16 protein-coding genes are annotated in these 20783 nt (G+C 69.9%); all 16 read left to right on the top strand.

The genetic code is table 11. The features are described from left to right. Positions 1-254 precede the first annotated feature (254 nt). The 16 genes from BCM27_RS15475 (at position 255) to ileS (ending at position 20698) form a co-directional block, all read left to right on the top strand. Positions 255-1928, top strand: a complete 1674-nt coding sequence (locus BCM27_RS15475) for a UDP-N-acetylmuramoyl-L-alanyl-D-glutamate--2,6-diaminopimelate ligase (RefSeq protein ID WP_033203909.1) — start codon at positions 255-257, stop codon at positions 1926-1928. Continuing rightward, positions 1925-2410, top strand: coding sequence for a UDP-N-acetylmuramoyl-tripeptide--D-alanyl-D-alanine ligase (locus BCM27_RS15470; protein WP_004022876.1), 486 nt, complete (start codon positions 1925-1927; stop codon positions 2408-2410). Before BCM27_RS15475 ends, BCM27_RS15470 begins: the two co-directional genes overlap by 4 nt. 124 nt (positions 2411-2534) lie before the next feature. After that, positions 2535-3632, top strand: a complete 1098-nt coding sequence (mraY, locus tag BCM27_RS15465; RefSeq protein WP_004022875.1) for a phospho-N-acetylmuramoyl-pentapeptide-transferase — start codon at positions 2535-2537, stop codon at positions 3630-3632. Positions 3633-3657: 25 nt separating this feature from the next. After that, positions 3658-5223 (top strand): UDP-N-acetylmuramoyl-L-alanine--D-glutamate ligase, encoded by a 1566-nt coding sequence (gene murD / locus BCM27_RS15460; RefSeq protein WP_239450606.1) that lies wholly within the window; start codon positions 3658-3660, stop codon positions 5221-5223. A 5-nt stretch (positions 5224-5228) separates the two neighbouring features. Next, positions 5229-7202, top strand: a complete 1974-nt coding sequence (ftsW, locus tag BCM27_RS15455) for a putative lipid II flippase FtsW (RefSeq protein WP_004021233.1) — start codon at positions 5229-5231, stop codon at positions 7200-7202. Positions 7203-7302: 100 nt separating this feature from the next. Next, positions 7303-8490 carry an undecaprenyldiphospho-muramoylpentapeptide beta-N-acetylglucosaminyltransferase gene (murG, locus tag BCM27_RS15450; RefSeq protein WP_275425826.1) on the top strand — a complete coding sequence of 396 codons (1188 nt, stop codon included), beginning with the start codon at positions 7303-7305 and terminating at the stop codon, positions 8488-8490. A 124-nt stretch (positions 8491-8614) separates the two neighbouring features. Continuing rightward, the gene (murC, locus tag BCM27_RS15445) at positions 8615-10177 is read left to right on the top strand and encodes a UDP-N-acetylmuramate--L-alanine ligase (RefSeq protein WP_051987085.1); all 1563 of its coding nucleotides are present in this window, start codon (positions 8615-8617) and stop codon (positions 10175-10177) included. After that, positions 10174-10875: a cell division protein FtsQ/DivIB gene (locus BCM27_RS15440; protein WP_004021230.1), complete on the top strand. Its 702-nt coding sequence runs from the start codon at positions 10174-10176 to the stop codon at positions 10873-10875. The genes murC and BCM27_RS15440 overlap by 4 nt, the downstream gene beginning before the upstream one ends. A 330-nt stretch (positions 10876-11205) precedes the next feature. Next, positions 11206-12372: a cell division protein FtsZ gene (gene ftsZ, locus BCM27_RS15435; protein ID WP_004021229.1), complete on the top strand. Its 1167-nt coding sequence runs from the start codon at positions 11206-11208 to the stop codon at positions 12370-12372. 8 nt (positions 12373-12380) lie between these two features. Continuing rightward, on the top strand, positions 12381-13142 hold the full coding sequence (gene pgeF, locus BCM27_RS15430; RefSeq protein WP_004021228.1) for a peptidoglycan editing factor PgeF: 762 nt from the start codon (positions 12381-12383) through the stop codon (positions 13140-13142). A gap of 25 nt (positions 13143-13167) precedes the next feature. After that, a complete protein-coding gene (locus tag BCM27_RS15425; RefSeq protein WP_004021227.1) occupies positions 13168-13935 on the top strand; it encodes a YggS family pyridoxal phosphate-dependent enzyme in 768 nt (255 codons plus the stop codon). A gap of 113 nt (positions 13936-14048) precedes the next feature. Continuing rightward, positions 14049-14768 (top strand): cell division protein SepF, encoded by a 720-nt coding sequence (locus tag BCM27_RS15420; RefSeq protein WP_004021226.1) that lies wholly within the window; start codon positions 14049-14051, stop codon positions 14766-14768. 56 nt (positions 14769-14824) lie between these two features. After that, the gene (locus BCM27_RS15415; protein ID WP_004021225.1) at positions 14825-15166 is read left to right on the top strand and encodes a YggT family protein; all 342 of its coding nucleotides are present in this window, start codon (positions 14825-14827) and stop codon (positions 15164-15166) included. A gap of 322 nt (positions 15167-15488) precedes the next feature. Next, on the top strand, positions 15489-16304 hold the full coding sequence (gene wag31 / locus BCM27_RS15410; protein ID WP_004021224.1) for a DivIVA-like cell division protein Wag31: 816 nt from the start codon (positions 15489-15491) through the stop codon (positions 16302-16304). A gap of 33 nt (positions 16305-16337) precedes the next feature. Continuing rightward, positions 16338-17198 carry a hypothetical protein gene (locus BCM27_RS15405; protein WP_004021223.1) on the top strand — a complete coding sequence of 287 codons (861 nt, stop codon included), beginning with the start codon at positions 16338-16340 and terminating at the stop codon, positions 17196-17198. Between the two features lie 356 nt (positions 17199-17554). Beyond that, positions 17555-20698, top strand: a complete 3144-nt coding sequence (gene ileS / locus BCM27_RS15400; RefSeq protein WP_269450258.1) for an isoleucine--tRNA ligase — start codon at positions 17555-17557, stop codon at positions 20696-20698. Positions 20699-20783: the final 85 nt, after the last annotated feature.

Here is a 20783-nt window from a genome sequence, read left to right as displayed (position 1 = left end):
GATCCGGCAGGTGTCGCCGTGGCGCACCGTGTGCCGGACCTGTCCGGGCGGGCCGGTATCGTGAGTGCGATTCTGCGCCGCCCGGAGAGGGGTCGACGCGCCCAGCGGCCCGCCCCGATCCGACGTCCGATCCGACCCCGCACGGATCCGCCCCGCACGACCAGTACTTGCCCGCGCAGGCGGACCGCCCGCCCGAGACCAGAAACCCCGAGACCAGAAACCCCGAGAGAAGACCGAGGAGGCGAGGAGCACCGATGGCGTCTCGTCGACGATCACCGGACCGCAGTGGTGGACCGATCCGTCCCCGGCAGGTCACACCGACACCCGTGTCGGTGCTGTCCACCGCCACCGGCGCCAGACTCGACCTCGTCGGTGGCGCAGACGCCGAGACGGACGTCACCGGCGTCACCCTGCGTGCACAGGAGGTGCGGCCCGGTGATCTGTTCGCCGCGCTGCCCGGGTCGAGCACCCATGGCGCCCGGTTCGCCGACCAGGCCGTGGCGGCCGGTGCGTCGGCGATCCTCACCGATCCGGCCGGCCGGGCCGAACTCGCTCGCGTGCTGCCGCCGGAGACCGCCGTGGCGGTCCTCATCCATCCCACTCCGCGCACGGTCCTCGGCAATGTCAGTGCGCGCGTCTACGGCAACCCGTCACAACGGCTCAAGCTGATCGGCATCACCGGCACGTCGGGCAAGACCACGACGTCCTACCTGATCGAAGCCGCCCTGCTGGCCGCCGGCCACTCCGTCGGCCTGATCGGCACCGTCGAGACGCGGGTGAACGGCATCGCACAACCGAGTTCGCTGACCACGCCGGAGGCACCGACCCTCCAGGCCCTGCTCGCGGCGATGCTCGAGGACGGCGTCGACATCGTGGTGATGGAGGTGTCGAGTCACGCGCTGGCCCTCGGTCGCGTCGACGGTGCGCATTTCGCGATCGGCGCCTTCACCAACCTCTCGCAGGACCACCTCGATTTCCACCAGACGATGCGCGCCTACTTCGATGCGAAGGCGCAGCTGTTCGTCCCGTCCGCCCCGACCCATGCGGTCCGGGCGGTCGTGTGCGTCGACGACGAGTGGGGTCGGCGGATGGCCGAGCTCGCCCGGCGGCCGGGCGAGGCCGCCCATCTGCAGCCGGTCCTGGTGTCCACCGGGCCGACGCCGGCCCACTGGCACGCGGGTGAGTCGTCGCTCGAGGCCGACGGTTCGTCGCGTACACCGTTCGCCGAGCCGGACGGCGACCACGAGCTCCGCATCCCGCTGCCCGGCCGGTACAACGTGGCCAACGGGCTCCTCGCCGTCGCCGTCGCGCACGCCGCGGGGGTGCCGGTGCCGACCGCGCTCGAGGCGGTCGCGTCGGTGAGCGTGCCGGGACGCCTGCAGCGCATCGACCGCGGGCAGCCCTTCCTGGCGCTCGTCGACTATGCCCACAAACCGGGCGCGGTCGATGCCGTGCTGACAACCCTGCGCGGCCAGTCGACCGGACGGGTCGCCATCGTCATCGGCGCCGGCGGCGACCGCGACACCGGGAAGCGTCCGCTGATGGGGGAGGCCGCCGCGCGCGGCGCCGAGCTCGTCGTCGTCACCGACGACAACCCGCGTACCGAGGACCCCGGTGCGATCCGCGCCGAGGTGCTCGCCGGGGCCCGCGCGGTGCCGGAGACGCAACGCCCCCGGGGTGCCGAACCGATCCGGGAGATCGGCGACCGGGCCGCGGCGATCGAGGCGGCGATCGGCTGGGCGAAGCCCGGTGACATCGTGCTGGTCGCGGGCAAGGGACACGAGGCAGGTCAGGAGATCGACGGCGTGAAGCATCCCTTCGACGACCGCGAGGTCGTCGCCCATGCGTTGGAGTCCCGTGTGCAGGAGTCCCGGGCACAGGAGTCGACCCCCGGGACCCCGGATTCGGCAACCGGGGACCGGTCATGACGACGCCGTCGGTCACGGTGATCCGTGGGAACCCGCCGGTGTCGGTCGACGACGCCCGTCTGCTGCTCCGGCGCCTCGCCGAATCCGCCGGGGCGGGCCGCACCTGGGCGGTGATCGCCGAACTCGCCTCGCCGGCGGGGCTGACCGAGAACCAGCGCGTCGTCGAACACGATCTGCTGGGTCGTCTGGCGGTCCGGCTGGCCGTCGACAAGACTCTCTGCGTAGGCGACTCGCGGTCCGTGCACGCACTGCATCAGGGCGCTGTCATGGAGGGTTCCTGGGGCGACGAGGCCCGCATCGTCGCATCGGCCGACGAGGCCGCCGGTCTTGCCGACACCGACCCGGACTGGCGTCCCGCCGCCGGCGACGTGATCCTGCTGGCGACGGCCACCGCCGATCTCGACGCGGTGGTCTCCGCGTGGTCGGAGCACGGGGGATGGCAGGTCGTCGTTGCGGCGACCGGCGAGGAGTCGGCGCCATGAACGGCGGGACAACCATCGGGACGGCGATGCCGTACCGGCGCGGGGCACAGGACGGGTTCGGGGGAACGATCGTGGTCGAGGACAGAATTCCGGTCGGGTACGGAGAGGATGCGGGGGCAACGCGGTGACACAGATACTCCTCGCGGGCGCGATCGCGATCGCGGTGTCGATCCTGTTGACGCCGATCCTGATCAAGGTCTTCTCCCGGCAGGGATTCGGGCAGGAGATCCGGGTCGAGGGTCCGCAGAGTCACCAGACCAAACGCGGTACCCCGTCGATGGGTGGTGTCGCGATCCTCGCCGCGCTGTGGGCGGGTTACTTCGGTGCCCATCTCATCGGGGTGTTCACCGACGCCGGGAACGGGCCCACCGCGTCCGGCCTGCTCGTCCTCGGCCTGGCGACCGCGCTGGGCGTCGTCGGGTTCCTCGACGACATCATCAAGATCCGCAAGCATCGCAACCTCGGTCTGAACAAGACCGCGAAGTCGATCGGCCAGTTCATCGCCGCCATCCTCTTCGGCATCCTGGTGCTGCAGTTCCGCAACGACTACGGGTACACGCCGGCGAGCACGAACCTGTCCTACGTCCGCGACATCGACGCGATCACGCTCGGTTCGGTGGTGTTCGTGGTCTTCTGCTGGCTCGTCGTCGCGGCGTGGTCGAACGCGGTGAACTTCACCGACGGACTCGACGGCCTGGCGGCCGGCTCGATGGCGATGGTCCTGGGCTCCTACGTCCTGGTCACGTTCTTCCAGTTCGTCAACGCCTGTGCGGGTGGCGCCAAGCCGCCCAGCGAGATCCCCACGGGGTGCTACCAGGTGCGCGACCCGCTGGACCTCGCGCTGATCGCGGTGGCCGGCGGCGGCGCATGCCTGGGCTTCCTCTGGTGGAACGCGGCTCCGGCCAAGATCTTCATGGGGGACACCGGCTCGCTGGCCCTCGGCGGAATGCTCGCCGGCCTGTCCATCACCACGCGGACCGAGCTGCTCGCGGTCGTCATCGGCGCACTGTTCGTAGCCGAGATCATGTCGGTGGTGATCCAGATCGCCTTCTTCCGGACGACCGGACGACGCGTGTTCCGGATGGCGCCCTTCCACCATCACTTCGAACTCGGCGGCTGGGCCGAGACCACGGTGATCATCAGGTTCTGGTTGCTCACCGCCATCGCGTGCGCCCTCGGTCTGTCGCTGTTCTACGGCGAGTTCCTCACCACCAATGGCTGATCGCCCGGTGCGGGATCCGGAACCGATGAGCTCGGAGCCTTCGGGACCCGACCCGCGCGAGCTGGCCGGCCGGATCGTGGTGGTCGGCGGCGCGGGGACCGCCGGTCTGTCCGCCACCCGATTCCTCGTCACGCTCGGCGCCGATGTGCTTCTGGCCGACGATCGCTTCGCCGGCCGCGATGCGTCCCCGGCCGATCGAGAGACCGCGGCCGGTGCGGTCCCCGGGGTCGCGGAACTGGCCTCGCGGGGGGTCGAGCCGATTGCCGTCGCGGATCTGCTCGCCGACCCCGCACGGATGGCGACCGCCGCGGTGGTCATCGTCTCGCCCGGCTTCGCGCCCACCCACCATCTGGTGCGGGCGGCGACCGACAGCGGCGTACCGGTCTGGGGCGAGGTCGAACTCGCCTGGCGCGTCGACGCGGCAGGACTCCTCGGCGAACCTCGCACCTGGCTCGTGGTGACCGGCACAAACGGCAAGACGACGACCACCTCGATGCTCGCCGGGATCGTCGAGGCCGCGGGTCGCGCGGGCGCTGCCTGCGGCAACATCGGTCTCCCGGTGCTCGATGCGATGCAGGCCGATCCGCGAGTGGATGTGCTCTGCGCCGAGTTGTCGTCGTTCCAGCTGCACTGGGCGCCCTCGGTCCGTCCGGATGCCGGGGTGGTGCTCAACGTCGCCGACGACCACCTCGACTGGCACGGAACATTCGACGCGTACGCGCTCGCCAAGGCGGGAGCCCTGCGCGGTGCGGTGGGTGTCGTCGGCCTCGACGATCCGGTCGCGTCCGGGCTGCCCGCCGCGGGCCGGCGCATCGGCTTCACCCTGTCCGAGCCGCAGCCCGGGCAGCTCGGTGTCGAGAACGGCCGGTTGACCGATCGCGCCTTCGACGCCGGCCGGCTGTTCGACGCCGACGCGGTGCGACCGGCCGGGCCGTCGGGTGTTGCCGACGCTCTGGCCGCCTCGGCCCTGGCGCTCGCGGCCGGCATCGGACCCGACGCGATCCGGGCCGGGCTGGCGGCGTTCCGTCCGGCCGGTCATCGCGGTGAGGTCGTCGCGTCCCGGGACGGGGTGGCCTTCGTCGACGACTCGAAGGCGACCAATCCGCATGCCGCGCAGGCCGCGGTGGCCGCCTTCGAGCGAGTCGTGCTGATCGCGGGCGGTCTGCTCAAGGGCGCGTCGATGGACGAGATGCTGACCGCGGTGCGAGCTCGGCTCGTCGGCGTGGTCGCGATCGGGCGCGACCGCGACCTTGTGATCGAGGCGATCGCGCGACACGCCCCAGAAGTCCCAACAGTCACAGTATTCACAGGAGACGATGACACGGTGAACGTGCATCGTCCGGGACAGGCTGGTCCCCAAGCCTCAGCATCCGATCGCCCGGGTTCGGGCTCCTCGGCGTCGGTCGCGGTCATGGACCGGGCCGTCGAGGAGGCCTGGGCGTTCGCCGTCGCGAGCTCACCCGCCCCCGACGCCGTGCTGCTCGCCCCCGCGGCGGCCTCGTTGGACATGTTCGCCGGTTACGGTGCGCGCGGGGACGCCTTCGCCGCTGCCGCACGCCGGATCGCCGGCTCGCCCCGCGCCGGACGGTGAGTCCGATGGGCAGCCGGACCCCGGCCCCGGACGACGAACCCGCCGACGACACATCCGGTGCCGCCGGCGTCGAGGACGTCGACCCCGGCACGGGTGACAAGGCCGATCGACCGGGTACCGGGCGCGCGGCAGGCAGCAGTTCGGCGACGAGCGGGGCGCGGGGCCGGTCCACGGGTGCGGCGGCCGCGACCGCCGCGTCGATCCCGGCTATCGTCCTCGACGCTATCCGCAACCTGCTGGCCCGGCCTCTCGCGTCGTATCAGCTCATCCTCACGATGTCGTTCCTGCTCACCGCATTCGGACTGGTGATGGTTCTCTCGGCATCGTCGGTCGAGGGCTACTCCAAAGAGGGGTCGGCGTATGGACTGTTCACCACCCAGGTGATCTTCGCCCTGCTCGGCCTCGTGGTGTTCTATCTGATGCTGCGCGTGCCGGTACGGCTGCTCCGCCGGTTCGCCGCCCCCGCGATGTTCGTCGCGGTCGTGCTGCTGGCGCTGGTCCTCATTCCCGGCGTCGGCACGCTCAGTCAGGGCGCACGACGCTGGTTCGTCATCTACGGCCTGTCGGTGCAGCCGTCCGAGCTGGTCAAGGTCGCGCTGTGCATCTGGGGCGCGCATCTGCTCGCCTCGCGCCGGCGCGACAACGCCTCGCTGCGCGAGCTGCTGGTGCCGCTCGTCCCGGTGGCCATGGTCGTCTGCCTGCTGATCATCCTCGAACCGAACCTCTCGACGACCATCACCATCGCGATCATCGTCGGTGCGCTGCTGTGGTTCGCGGGTCTGCCGATCAAGGTCTTCGCCTCGTTCGCGGTGTCCGGCATCGTGCTGGCCGTGATCCTCGCCCTCGCCGAGGGGTACCGGTCCCAGCGTGTGATGAGCTTCCTCGGCAACGTCGACGACCCGCAGGGCGCCGGCTACCAGGCCCGCCAGGCGACCTACGCACTGGCTAACGGCGGGGTCTTCGGCGTGGGTCTCGGCCAGTCCAGCGCCAAGTGGAACTATCTGCCGAACGCACACAACGACTTCATCTTCGCGATCATCGGCGAAGAGCTCGGGCTTCTCGGCGGCCTCATGGTCGTGTTCCTCTTCGTCGTCCTCGCCTACATCGGGTTCCGGATCGCGCACCGTTCGACCGATCCGTTCCTGCGCCTGATGTCGGCGACCATCACGGTGCTGATCATCGCGCAGGCCTTCATCAACATCGGCTACGTCATCGGACTGCTGCCGGTGACCGGAATCCAGTTGCCGCTGGTCTCGGCGGGCGGCACGTCGACACTGACCGTGCTCGCGATGCTGGGGTTGCTCGCCAACGCGGCCAGACACGAACCCGAAGCGGTGGCGACGCTCACCGGCGGATCGCCGAGCCGCGTCGCGCGGTGGTTGCGACTCCCGACGCCGGTGGCCTACCGGCAGACGCGGGCTGAATCGCTGCGCGACCGACTGGACCAGCGTCGCGCCGGGGGGCCGCGCGTGGCCGCCGCGGCCCACGGTGGTCGAGGGCCGGCGTCGCGTCGCCGGCCGCCGAGTGGACGTGCGCCGTCGGCCGACGCGGGTCGAGCCCGCCGGCGGTTCCCGCTGCCGTGGAAGCGCGCCGCGACGACGACGCAGGCCCCGCATGACGATGGGCGAGCGCGCCGGTCGGCTCCTCGAGGCGGCACGACGACCTGGGGCGCCCGATCGACGGCCACCGGCCGTGCCGGCGGTCCGACGGGGCGGGCCCGACCTGGGCCGACTCCGCGCGGCGGCGTCGACTACGGTGTCGGGTATCGGGGGAGCGGGCGGAGTGCGCGCGGCGCCGGGAGCGGAGCGAGCGGGCCGAATGTCCGCGGCGCCGGGAGCGGAGCGAGCGGGCCGTATGTCCGCGGCGCCGGGAGCGGAGCGAGCGGGCCACATCCGCGCGGCGCCGGGGGCGGAGCGAGCGGACCGTATGTGCGCGGCGCGGGGAGCGGAGCGAATGCCCGTGGCGCGGGTCGCCGGTGACCGGTGGGGTCCCCGAGGTGCCGGAGTGCGACCGCCCCGACCCGTCGGGCATGGGTGCCCGGCTGACATGACCAGACGCTGAAATGGAGTGACGACGCCGGTGAGTTCGGGTGCAGTACACGCTGATTCGACCGGGCGGCCGACGGGCCGTCCGTTGTCGGTGGTCGTCGCCGGTGGCGGTACGGCCGGTCACATCGAGCCCGCCCTCGCCGTCGCCGACGCGGTCAGCCGCATCGATCCGACCGCCCGCATCACCGCCCTGGGCACCAGGCGGGGCCTCGAGGTCGATCTGGTCCCGGAACGCGGATACGACCTGCAGCTGATCCCGCCGGTGCCGTTGCCGCGCAAGCCCGGCCTCGATCTGGCGCGTACCCCCGGTCGTCTGCTCGGTTCGGTGGCCGCCACCCGCAGGGTGCTCGACGACGTGGATGCCGACGTGGTCATCGGCTTCGGTGGGTACGTGTCGGTGCCCGCATACCTGGCGGCACAGATGCACCTGCGGCGGCGCAACAGGATCCCGATCGTCATCCACGAGGCCAATGCCTCGGCGGGCATCGCCAACAAGGTCGGTGCCCGGTTCGCCGACCGCGTCCTGGCGGCCGTCGACGGCTCCGGGCTCGACGCGACGGTCGTCGGCATCCCCGTCCGCGGTGTGCTCGCCGAACTCGACCGTCCGGCCCTGCGAGCGAAGGCGCGCCACTACTTCGGACTCGACGACGACGCGCCGACGCTGCTCGTCTTCGGCGGCTCGCAGGGTGCGCAGCGACTCAACGACGCGGTGTCGGGCGCGGCGGAGACGTTGGGCAGGTCCGGTATCGGCGTGTTGCATGCCTACGGCCCCAAGAACTCGATCGATCCCGCCGTCGTCGACGGCGCGCCGCCGTACCGTGCGGTCGGATACCTCAAGCGAATGGATCTCGCGTACGCGGCCGCCGATCTGGTGATGTGCCGCTCGGGTGCGATGACCGTCGCCGAGGTGTCGGCGACCGGACTACCCGCGATCTACGTCCCGTTGCCGCACGGAAACGGCGAGCAGCGGTTGAACGCCTTGCCCGTCGTGGAGGCGGGCGGGGGACTGCTCGTCGATGATTCGACGGTCGACGCCGAGTGGGTTGCCCGCGAAGTGCCGGCATTGCTGACGGATTCGGTGCGGCTGAACGAGATGTCGGTCGCCGCAGCGGGCACCGGACACCGGGACGCCGCCTCGGCGGTGGCCACCGCGGCGATCGAACTCGCGCAGGAATTCCGTGCCGGGCGCCGGGGCGGGAGGTCACGGCGTGAGCGATGAGACGGTGAGCCACGAGACGGTGAGCCACGAGACGGTGAGCGACGAGACGGTGGACCACACGACGGAGAGCGACGTGTCGGCGTCGGCCCAGGGGGCGCTGCCCGACCAGTTGAGTCGCGTGCACATGGTCGGCATCGGCGGCGCCGGGATGTCGGGACTCGCTCGGATCCTGCTGGCCCGCGGTGGTCAGGTCTCCGGGTCGGACGCCAAGAACAGCCGTGGCATCCTCGAACTCCGCACCCGTGGCGCCCGCGTCCAGGTCGGGCACGATCCGTCAGCGCTCGACCAGATCCCCGGCGGCCCGTCGGTCGTGGTGACCACCCACGCCGCCATTCCCAAGACCAACCCCGAACTCGTCGCGGCACGCTCACGCGGCATCCCCGTGCTCCTGCGCCCTCGTGTGCTGGCCCAGCTGATGGCGGGCTATCGCAGCCTGCTGATCGCGGGGACCCATGGCAAGACGTCGACGACCTCGATGGCCGTCGTTGCACTGCAACATGCCGGAACCGACCCGTCGTTCGCGATCGGCGGCGAGCTGAACGAGTCGGGGACGAACGCACACCACGGCGGCGACCCCATCTTCGTCGCCGAGGCCGACGAGAGTGACGGCTCGTTGCTGGAGTACACACCCGACGTCGTCGTGGTCACCAACATCGACGCCGACCATCTCGACTTCTTCGGTTCGATCGAGGCCTATGTCGAGGTGTTCGACCGGTTCGCCGCGCGGATCACGACCGGCGGGTCACTCGTCGTGTGTCTCGACGACCCGGGGTCGGCAGCGCTGGCCGGCCGCGTCGCCGAGCCGCTCACCGCGCGGGGGGTCGAGGTCCTCGGGTACGGACGCGGGACGCACGCCGCGCTGGCGCCGACCGTCCCGAACGTCGCCACCATGCTGTCGTGGGAGCCGCGCGGCGTCGGCGGAGCGGCCACGGTCCGGTTCACCGCACCGTTGTGCCCGGACGTGGAGGACCGTCAGCTGATCCTTCCGCTCCCCGGAGAGCACATGGCGCTCAACGCGATCGCCGCGGTCATCGGTGCGGCTCGGACCGGCACGCCGGCCGGCGCGGTGGCCACCGACATCTCGGACCGGTTCGACGGCATCGTGGCCGGGATCGGTTCGTTCGGTGGCGTCCACCGGCGCTTCGAGTTCCGGGGACAGCGCGGCGGCGTCGAGGTCATCGACGACTACGCCCATCATCCGACCGAGGTGCGTGCCGTGCTGTCGGCGGCACAGGACATGGTCTCCGCACGCGGCGGGCCGGGCGCGGAGCGCGGTCGGGTCATCGCCGTGTTCCAGCCGCATCTCTATTCGCGCACCGTCGAATTCGCCGACGACTTCGCCGCCGCCCTGGACCTCGCCGACACGGTCGTGGTTGCCGACGTGTACGGGGCCCGCGAGGCCCCGATTCCCGGGGTCAGCGGGCGCACGATCTCGGACAAGCTGACGGTGCCGGGCATCTTCGCCCCGGACCTCTCTCGGCTGGCCGCGCAGGTCGCCCGGCTGGCGCGGTCCGGCGACGTCGTCCTCACCCTGGGAGCGGGCGACATCACCATGCAGGGGCCGGAGATCCTCGCCGCGCTCGCCTCGGCGTCGACGACCGGCGACGCCGCCAACGGCGCGGATCCGGCCGGATCTCCGGCCGACGCACCCGGGGAGTCCGGCGACCGGACGGGGCGGGTGTCGTGATCCGGTGGCCGGAGCGCCGCCGGTCCCGCGTGCTGCTCGGCACGCTCATGGTCGTCGCGATGGGGGTCGGCCTGGTCTTGATCGCCTATCTCACCCCGCTGATGTCGGTGCGCGGCACCGATGTCCGGGACAACGGATCGATTCCCGCGGACGAGATCTTGCGGGTCGCCGCGGTGCCGTCGGGCACCCCGCTGCTGCAGGTCGACACCCGGGCGGTGGCGCAGCGCGTCGCCACGATCCCGTCGGTCGAGTCGGCACGGGTGCAACGGAGCTATCCGTCGTCGCTGACCATCACCGTCGTCGAGCGGGTGCCGGTCGTGATCGTGAACAACGGCGACGACGTCCACGTCCTCGACAAATCCGGCGTCGCGTTCCTCGACTACGACCGCACGCAGGGGGTCCCGCCCGAGGTGCTCAAGCTCCCGGTACTCGTCACCCCCAATCCGGGACCGGCGGACCCGACCACCCGGGAGACCATCGCGGCGGTGGCGGGACTGCCCGAATCGCTGGCGCGGCAGGTCATCCGGGTGACCGCGACCTCACCCGTCGACATCGAGTTCACCCTGTCCGAGAAGCGCACCGTCGTGTGGGGTGACAGCGACCGGGGCGCCGAGAAGGCCCGCACGCTCACGCACCTGCTCACCCGCAAGGCGACGATGTACAACGTGGCGAGCCCCGAATTCCCGGCCTATCGGTGACCGCCCGGCGGGTCCGGGCGTTCCCGGGTTCGCCGGCGTGGCCGTGCGAACCCGCCGCTGACGGCGCGGTCACCCCCGAGCACGAGTGAAAAGCCGCGGATTCCGGGGCAATTCGGGTGCGACTTCCCGACACGCCGAGGGCGGATCTGGATACCGGCGCCCTCGATGCCTAGCGTCATGACCACAACGAGTTACTTGACATAACTCTAAATCTATGGTTCAGGTTTAGGGTTTGTCGCCAGCGGGACGCGGACCGGCCGGTCCACACAGACACATCACGACGAGATCGCGACTCACCACGAGGTCGATCCACACAAGGAAGGCGAGCGCATGACGCCACCGCACAACTACCTGGCCGTCATCAAGGTCGTCGGCATCGGCGGTGGCGGCGTGAATGCCGTCAACCGGATGATCGAGCAGGGACTCAAGGGAGTCGAGTTCATCGCGATCAACACCGACGCCCAGGCGCTGTTGATGAGCGACGCCGACGTCAAGCTCGACGTCGGGCGTGACTCGACCCGAGGTCTCGGCGCGGGCGCCGACCCCGAGGTCGGTCGCCGTGCCGCCGAGGATGCACGCGACGAGATCGAGGAACTCCTCAAGGGCGCCGACATGGTCTTCGTGACCGCGGGCGAGGGAGGCGGCACCGGCACCGGTGGCGCACCCGTGGTCGCATCGATCGCGCGCAAGCTCGGCGCGCTCACCGTCGGTGTGGTCACCCGCCCGTTCGCCTTCGAGGGCAAGCGTCGCGGCGGACAGGCCGAGGCGGGCATCACCGCCCTGCGCGAGTCCTGCGACACCCTCATCGTCATCCCGAACGACCGTCTGCTGCAGCTCGGCGACGCGCAGGTCAGCCTGATGGACGCGTTCCGCAGCGCCGACGAGGTACTCCTCAACGGTGTGCAGGGCATCACCGACCTCATCACGACGCCGGGCCTGATCAACGTCGACTTCGCCGACGTCAAGGGCGTCATGAGCGATGCCGGCAGTGCGCTGATGGGCATCGGTTCGGCTCGTGGCGAGGAGCGGGCGCGCAAGGCCGCGGAGTCCGCGATCAACTCACCGCTGCTCGAGGCCTCGATGGAGGGCGCCCGTGGTGTGCTGATCTCGATCGCAGGTGGCAGCGACCTGGGTCTGTTCGAGATCCACAACGCCGCGACCCAGGTGCAGGAGGCTGCGCACGAGGACGCCAACATCATCTTCGGCACGGTGATCGACGACAACCTCGGCGACGAGGTGCGGGTCACGGTCATCGCGGCCGGCTTCGACGGCGGTTCGCCGAAGAAGCGGGCCGACGTGCCCGCCGCCGCGGGACGCTCCGCGGTCGGTCAGGGCCAGGCCGGTGCCGTGAACTCGCCGCCGAAGAACGATCCGCTGTTCGGCGACATGCCGAAGGGTGCGGGTGATCCGTTCGAGCAGGAGCAGGAACCGCCTCGTCGGAACACCGTGCGGCTCGATGACGACGACGTCGATGTGCCGTCGTTCATGAAGCGCTGAGCCCCCGGATGCGGGTGCGTCGTGTCATCACCACCCGTGCCGGCGGGGTCTCGGTGTCTCCGTACGATTCGTTCAATCTCGGTGATCACGTAGGGGACGATCCGGAAGCGGTGGCGGCCAACAGGATCCGGCTGGCCGAGCAGATCGGCGTCCCGGCCGGGTCGGTGGTGTGGATGGAGCAGATCCACAGCCGCAACGTCAACGTGGTCGACGGACCGGTCACTGAGCCGGTGCCGGTCACCGACGCGCTGGTCACCACCACACCCGGGCTCGCCCTCGCGGTGCTGTCCGCCGACTGCGTCCCGGTACTCCTGAGCGACGACGAGGCCGGTGTGATCGCGGGGGTCCACGCGGGACGTGTCGGCGCCCGGATCGGCATCGTGCCGGCCACGCTGCGTGCCATGGTCGACCTCGGGGCCCGGATCGGGTCGATCGGTGCTTTTCTCGGTCCGGCCGCGAGCGGCGACCACTACGAGGTGCCCGCCGCGATGCAGGCCGATGTCGAGAAGCACCTGCCGGGCAGCGCCGTGCGCACCAAGAAGGGCACCGCGGGCCTCGATCTGCGCGCCGGTCTCCGGCGGCAGTTGTTGGACGCGGGAGTGGCCGGTGTCGCGGTCGATCCGCGATGCACGATCTCCGATCCGAGCCTGTTCAGCCACCGACGCGGGGCGCCCACAGGACGGCTCGCCTCGGTCATCTGGATGGACCCGGACACCGACGAGACCCACGAGACTCCCGGGAGCGGAGCCGGCGGGCCGCTCGGGGAATGAACCCGGTGGCGAGAAGGATGGGGACATGACCGGGTCATCTGATGCGCGCACCGTCGAACTGGGGGACCGGCTGGCGGCAGTGCGTCGTCGCCTCGACGCGGCGGTGGAGTCCGCCGGTCGCCCGGCGGGCTCGTGCGAACTGCTCGTGGTGACGAAGTTCTTTCCGGCGGACGACGTCCGCAGGTTGTTGCAGCTGGGCGAGCGTGCGTTCGGGGAGTCGCGCGAACCCGAAGCCGGACGGAAGGTCGCCAGTGTGCTCCGGGACTGGGAGCTGGGCGACTGGGAGTCGCCCGACCCCGACGACGTCCCGGTGTTCGACATGATCGGCTCGGTGCAGTCCAAGAAGGCGCGCTCGGTCGCACGGTGGGCGCGCGCGGTGCACTCCGTCGACCGTCCGAAGGTCGTCGACGCACTCGAACGTGCCGCTGCCGCGGCGCTCGACGACGGCGAACGCGCCGACCGACTCGGCATCCTGCTCCAGGTCAGCCTCGACGGCGATCCGCAGCGCGGCGGTGTCGTCGAAGCCGACCTGACGAGTCTGGCCGAGCAGGTCGTCGCCGCGCACTCGCTGCGCTTGCGCGGGCTGATGGTCATCGCTCCGCTGCATGGCGACCCCGCGCACTGGATGGCCGAGACGGCACGTGTCCACGAGGCGTTCCGGGTGCGGTTCGACGACGCCGCGGAACTGTCGGCAGGCATGTCCGGAGACATGGAAGCGGCGGTTGCCGCGGGCTCGACATGCGTGCGTGTCGGAACCGCGATCATGGGTGAGCGGCCGCTAGTCTCTCAGTAATCACATTGGTAACACCAGAACCAAGTGACACAAGAAGCGCAAAGAACTCACTGACAACAGATGCACCACCCGGCACGGCAGCAACCGGCGTCGCACTACCAGAGAGGCCGTCAATGACCACGATGCAGAAGTTCAAGGCTTACTTCGGCATGGTGCCGCCCAGCGAGTACGAGGACGACTACCTCGAGGAGTCGGCCCCGCCGCTGCGTGAGCGGTCGCGTGAGCGTGCCTACCGTGACGACTACTACGGCGACTCGTCTTTCGACCCCGGATACGAGCCCTCGTTCCGCGATGCGGGTTACCGCGAGGAGATGGCCTACCGGGACGAACTGGCCGACCGCCATTACGACGCCGGCTACGAACTCGCCCCGGAATATGCGGCGGAGTTCGCCTACGCCGCGCCCCGCGCATCCGGCGACGGCCCGATGCGGGCGCCGGCGCGCCTCGAACCCCTCCAGCGCTCGTCGAGCGCCGCGCTGCGCGCCGCCGCTGCACCGCGGTCGATGGGCGCGGACCCGCGCGTCGAACTGGAACGCGTCTTCGCCGACAGCCCGCTGCAGAAGATCACCACCCTGCGGCCGTCGGACTACAGCGAGGCGCGCACCATCGGTGAGCGGTTCCGTGACGGCAACCCGGTCATCATGGACCTCGTCGACATGAGCAACGACGACGCCAAGCGACTCGTTGATTTCGCCGCGGGTCTCGCGTTCGCCCTCCGCGGGTCGTTCGACAAGGTCGCGACGAAGGTGTTCCTGCTGTCGCCCGCCGACGTCGACGTGTCGCCGGAGGACCGCCGCAAGATCGCCGAGACGGGTTTCTACAACCACTCCTGACCGGCGTCGGGGACCTCGGTTCGTCGCCGCGCGCCATGTTCAGGCACTCTTGACGCGTGGCTGCGATTCTGTTGAGCGTCTTGTATTACATCCTGCTGATCTTCTGGTTGCTCCTCTTGGGCCGCCTGGTCGTCGAACTGGTCCGAACCTTCGCCCGCGAGTGGCGTCCGACCGGCGTCGCGGTGGTCGTGATCGAGATGGTCTTCACCGTGACCGACCCCCCGATCAAGGCCCTGCGACGTGTCCTCCCGCCGATCCCGCTCGGCCCCATCCGGCTCGACCTGTCGCTCATGATCGTCATGCTCGTCGTGATCATCGGAATGAACATCGTGAACGGTCTGCGTGCCGACGCCCTGGCCGACTCGCTGGCGATCGCCGCTCATCTCGTCCGTCCGTGATCTCCGCCCCGCCCGCGAACGGGCGCGCACCCGGCGGAGCGTCATTCGTCGACACGCGCGCCGCGACGCGCGGGTACCCCGCGATAGGGGAATGGTCTACCGTTGTAAGTCATCTTCGGATGACTGTTTCATTTCGACAGTGCATCGAAGAGATGCGACCAACGGTTCGCGTGTGACAGGATTGGACGCCAGTTACGATTTTTGACTGGTATGAATAGTTAGTGACAACCTGGATTGGTCGAACGACCCATCGTCGCGCGACCCGGGTTGGACGGCCCGCCAACTGAACACAAGTTCACCACCAGACACGAGGGGAACCGACATGCGGCTGACTCCAGCTGATGTGCACAACGTCGCGTTCAGCAAACCGCCCATCGGTAAGCGCGGTTACAACGAGGATGAGGTCGATCAGTTTCTCGACTTCGTCGAAGCCGAGCTCGCCCGGCTGATCGAGGAGAACACCGACCTGAAGCAGCGCGTCGAGGAGCTCGAGGGAGAGCTCGCCGATGCCCGCTCCGGTGCCGGCTCCTCGGCAGACGACCGGACCCAGATGTTCGCCAAGCCCGCTGCGGCTCCCGAGCCTCCCGCCCCGGCGCCGACGCCGGCCCCGCAGGCGACCAACGACGACGCCAACGTGCGCGCCGCCCGCGTGCTCGCACTGGCCCAGGACACCGCGGACCGTCTGACCGGGAGCGCTCGCGCGGATGCCGACGCGATGCTGTCCGACGCCCAGACACGGGCCGACACAATGGTGTCCGAGGCGCAGACGAAGTCCGACGCCATGCTCGCCGACGCCCGCCAGCGGTCGGAGGCCATCCTGGCCGACGCGCAGACGCGATCGGAGGCGCAGCTGCGCCAGGCGCAGGAGCGTGCGGACGCGCTGCAGAGCGATGCCGAGCGCAAGCACAGCGAGATCATGGGCACGATCAACCAGCAGCGCGGTGTTCTCGAGGGTCGGATCGAACAGCTCAAGACCTTCGAGCGCGAGTACCGGACGCGTCTCAAGACCTACCTGGAATCGCAGCTCGAGGAACTCCAGCAGCGTGGCAGTGCGGCTCCCGTCGAGGGTGGTCGGCCCGATCAGTCGTTCTCGAACGATCCGGGTAACGGTGGATTCAGCAGCTACTCGCCCAGCTGATCTGGACCATTCGGTGCGCACTAGGCTGGTGATGTGCTGACCTTGGCCCTGGCCGCGACCCTTCTCGGGTTCGTGCTGCTCATCCTCGGCCTCATCACCGGGACCGTGTGGCTGGCCGTGGCCTGCATCGTGGTCTGTCTCGTCGGCCTCGGATTCCTGCTGGTGGACGTGTTCGCCGGCCGCGAGGGCGAGGCGGGTCGGTCGCTCGAGGACATGGTCCCGGGTGCTGGTCGCGACCCGGCCGACTCCGATGTCGAGCGCGAGCCGACAGACGATGTGGCCGCGGATGCGCCCACCCGTCGGTATCCCGTGTCCGGTGCCGTGGATTCGGTCGATGACGGTCCGGACGCCTACCGGCCGGGGTCGTTCGAACCCGGGATGGCCGCTCCGGAGGGTTCCGTGCCCCCCGGTCGCCCCGCGCCGGAACGTCGCGAGGGAAATCTGGCGGACTACCTGCGGTCGGTCGGCGCCGACGCGCCGAGCGCGGACAATCCCGTACCGAGCGCAGCACCCGACGACGCGCGCGCCGCGGGGGGATCTCCTGGCCTCCAGCGGCCGCCGGCTCCACCGCGCTACGCGTCGCCGCCTCCGGGCACGGTCTCGCCTGCCCAGCAGTCCGGTCGGTTCGGACCGCCGCCGTCCGCGCCACCGCAATCGCCTCCTCAGCCCGGGCAGCCGCAGGGATGGGGGCGCCCCCCGACGTCACCTCCATCGGGCCGGCGGCCGTTGGATCCAGCGCAGTCGGGGTGGGTCCCCGACAACGTGCCGGGCGGCGACACCGCCGGACCGGACGACTCGTCGACGCCTCCCGAACGCCCCGACGATTCGGCGTCTCGCCGTCGGCGCCCGGATTTCGACCCGCTCGATCCGAACTGGCATCCGCCTGCTGACTGACCCGGTGGCGGGCGCGTAGCGGATGCCGTCGAACCCGTTGGCCCGACCGTGCAGGTCGTCGCTACACTGGGTCTCGCGTCGATCCGGCCATCACCGGGGAGCACCCGGAAGAACAGGACCCTCGGGTCCTCAGTAGAACCGGGCGGGTGTGGCCCGTCACAGCCGCAGGATCACCCCGGCGACTCGCCGTGGCGGTTCGACGAGTGGCGCCGGGTCCCCGGTGCAAGCGGGGTGGTACCGCGCAGACCTCCGGAATGCGTCCCCGTGCCGATGAGACATCACCAGGCACGAGGAGACCAGCCGTGAGCGACGCGACCGACCCCGCCCAGAACGCTCGGGTGTACCCGAAGGTCGACATGACCGGGGGCACCGGGCGCAGCGCCCCGGACTTCCCGTTCGTGGAAGAGCGGGTGCTGCAGTACTGGGACACCGATTCCACCTTCGCCGCGTCGATCGACAATCGAGCCGACGCCGAGGAGTTCGTCTTCTACGACGGTCCGCCCTTCGCCAACGGGCTGCCTCACTACGGCCACCTGCTGACGGGTTACGTCAAGGATCTGGTACCGCGGTACCAGACCATGCGCGGCAAGAAGGTGGACCGCCGATTCGGCTGGGACACACACGGTCTGCCCGCCGAACTCGAAGCCGAACGCCAGCTCGGGATCACCGACAAGTCGGAGATCGAGAAGATGGGCATGGCCAAGTTCAACGAGTACTGCCGCGACTCGGTGCTGCGCTACACGGGGGAGTGGCGGGACTACGTGACCCGCCAGGCGCGCTGGGTCGACTTCGACAACGACTACAAGACCCTCGATCTCGACTTCATGGAGTCGGTGATGTGGGCATTCAAGGCCCTCTACGACAAGGGGCTCATCTACCAGGGCTACCGCGTGCTGCCGTACAGCTGGTACGAGCAGACGCCGCTGTCGAACCAGGAGTCCAAGCTCGACGACGCCTACCGCATGCGGCAGGACCCGGCGGTCACCGTCACGATGCCGCTCTCGGTACCCGACGGTCCGCTCGCGTCGCTCGACGGTGTCAATGCGCTGATCTGGACGACGACGCCGTGGACGCTGCCGTCGAACCTGGCGATCGCGGTCAATCCCGATGTCACCTATGTGCACGTCCGGGCCGCGGATGGTCAGGAGTACCTGCTCGCTGAGGCGTTGCTCGGTGCGTACGGGAAAGAGCTGGCCGATCCCGAGGTGGTCGGTACGCATCGGGGGGCCGAACTCGAGAACCTTTCGTACACACCGCCGTTCGACTTCTTCGCCGGGCATCCGAATGCGCATCGGGTGTTGCTCGGCGACTACGTCACCACCGAGAGCGGTACCGGCGTCGTGCATCTCGCCCCGGCGTTCGGTGAGGAGGACATGGACCTCGCGACGGCCAACGGCATCGAGGTGGTCCAGCCTCTCGACCCAGGTGGCCGTTTCACCTCGCAGGTCCCGCCGTACGAGGGCCTCATGGTGTTCGACGCCAACCCGGTGATCATCAAGGACCTCAAGTCCACCGGGCGGATCCTGCGGCACGAGACCATCGAGCACTCCTACCCGCACTCGTGGCGGTCGGGGCAGCCGCTCATCTACATGGCGGTGCCCTCGTGGTTCGTGGCGGTCACGCAGTTCCGCGACCGAATGGTGGAGCTGAACAAGCAGATCACGTGGGTGCCCGAACACATCCGAGACGGCCAGTTCGGCAAGTGGCTCGAGGGTGCTCGCGACTGGAACATCAGCCGCAACCGGTATTGGGGTGCGCCACTACCGGTCTGGGTGTCCGACGACGCCGAGTTCCCGCGGATCGACGTCTACGGTTCGCTCGACGACCTCGAACGCGACTTCGGGGTGCGGCCGGACAATCTGCACCGTCCGTTCATCGACGACCTCACGCGCCCGAATCCCGATGACCCGAGCGGGAAGTCGACGATGCGGCGGGTGCCCGAGGTCCTCGACTGCTGGTTCGAGTCGGGCTCGATGCCCTTCGCGCAGGTGCACTACCCGTTCGAGAACCGGGACTGGTTCGACGGTGGTGATTCCGCGAATGCGCCGGCACACAATCCGGGCGACTTCATCGTCGAGTACAACGGCCAGACCCGCGGCTGGTTCTACACGCTCCACGTGCTGGCCACCGCCCTGTTCGACCGCCCGGCGTTCAAGACGGTTGCCGCGCACGGGATCGTGCTCGGGGACGACGGCCAGAAGATGTCGAAGTCGAAGCGCAACTATCCCGACGTGAACGAGGTCTTCGACCGCGACGGCTCGGATGCGATGCGGTGGTTCCTGATGGCCTCACCGATCCTGCGCGGCGGCAACCTCGTCGTCACGGAGCGGGGAATCCGCGAGGGCGTCCGGCAGGCTCTGCTGCCACTGTGGAACGCCTACAGCTTCCTGCAGCTCTATGCCGAGCGACCCGCGGTGTGGCGCACGGACTCACAGCATGTCCTGGACCGCTACATCCTCGCGAAGCTGGCGACGACCCGCGACTCGATGACCGAGGCCCTCGACATCTACGACATCGCGGGGGCGTGTGATGCGTTCCGCGAGTTCGTCGAGTCGCTCACCAACTGGTACGTGCGGCGGTCCCGTGCACGCTTCTGGGCGGGCCAGGACGAGGACACCGACGCCTTCGACACGCTCTACACCGTGCTCGAGGTGGCCTGCCGGCTCGCCTCGCCGCTGCTCCCGCTGGCCACCGAGGCGATCTGGCGGGGTCTCACCGGCGAGCGGTCGGTGCACCTGACGGATTGGCCGACGGGCGACGAACTCCCGGCCGACGCCGACCTGGTGACGGCGATGGATCAGGTCCAGGCGGTGTGTTCGACGGCGTCGAGTGTGCGCAAGGCCAACAAACTGCGTGTCCGCCTGCCGCTGTCGGGACTCACGGTGGCCTCGTCCACCGCGGAAGCACTCGAACCGTTCGTCGACCTGATCAAGGACGAGATGAACGTCAAGACGGTCACGCTCGCCACCGATGCCAGCGCATACGGCCGGTACGAGATCGCGGTGAACGCCCGGGCCGCGGGTCCGCGTCTGGGCAAGGACGTCCAGCGCGCGATCAAGGCGGTGAAGTCGGGCAACTGGACGGTGAGTGAGGGTGCCGACGGCTCCGAGGTGGTCGTCGCCGACGGCATCGAACTGCGCGAGGGCGAGTTCAGCCGCCGGCTCGTGGCCGTCGAGCCCGATTCGACCGCGGAGCTGCCGGGCGGGAACGGTCTGGTCGTCCTGGACACCGCCGTCACGCCCGAACTCGAGGCCGAGGGATGGGCGAAGGACCGCGTCCGCGAGTTGCAGGATGCCCGGCGCACCCTGGGTCTCGACGTCTCCGACCGGATCACCGTGCGGCTCGTCGTGCCCGCCGAGCGACTGGACTGGGCGCGGACGCATGCCGATCTGATCGCGGGCGAAGTGCTCGCGGTGCGGTTCGACGTCACGGGCGACGGCGACGCAGGCAGCATCGAGCTCGGTGACGGCGTGACCGCCGACGTGGCGAAGGCGGGTTGATGCGAGCCGGGTGAACCGCGCCCGCTGGATTCGGTCCGGCGGCCGGAGTGATCCGGGACGGGATTGCTGCACTTCCTTCGAGGGG

Origin of the sequence: Gordonia terrae (assembly GCF_001698225.1) — a bacterium.
GTDB classification, from domain to species: domain Bacteria; phylum Actinomycetota; class Actinomycetes; order Mycobacteriales; family Mycobacteriaceae; genus Gordonia; species Gordonia terrae.
This window is presented reverse-complemented; position numbering and strand designations above follow the sequence as displayed.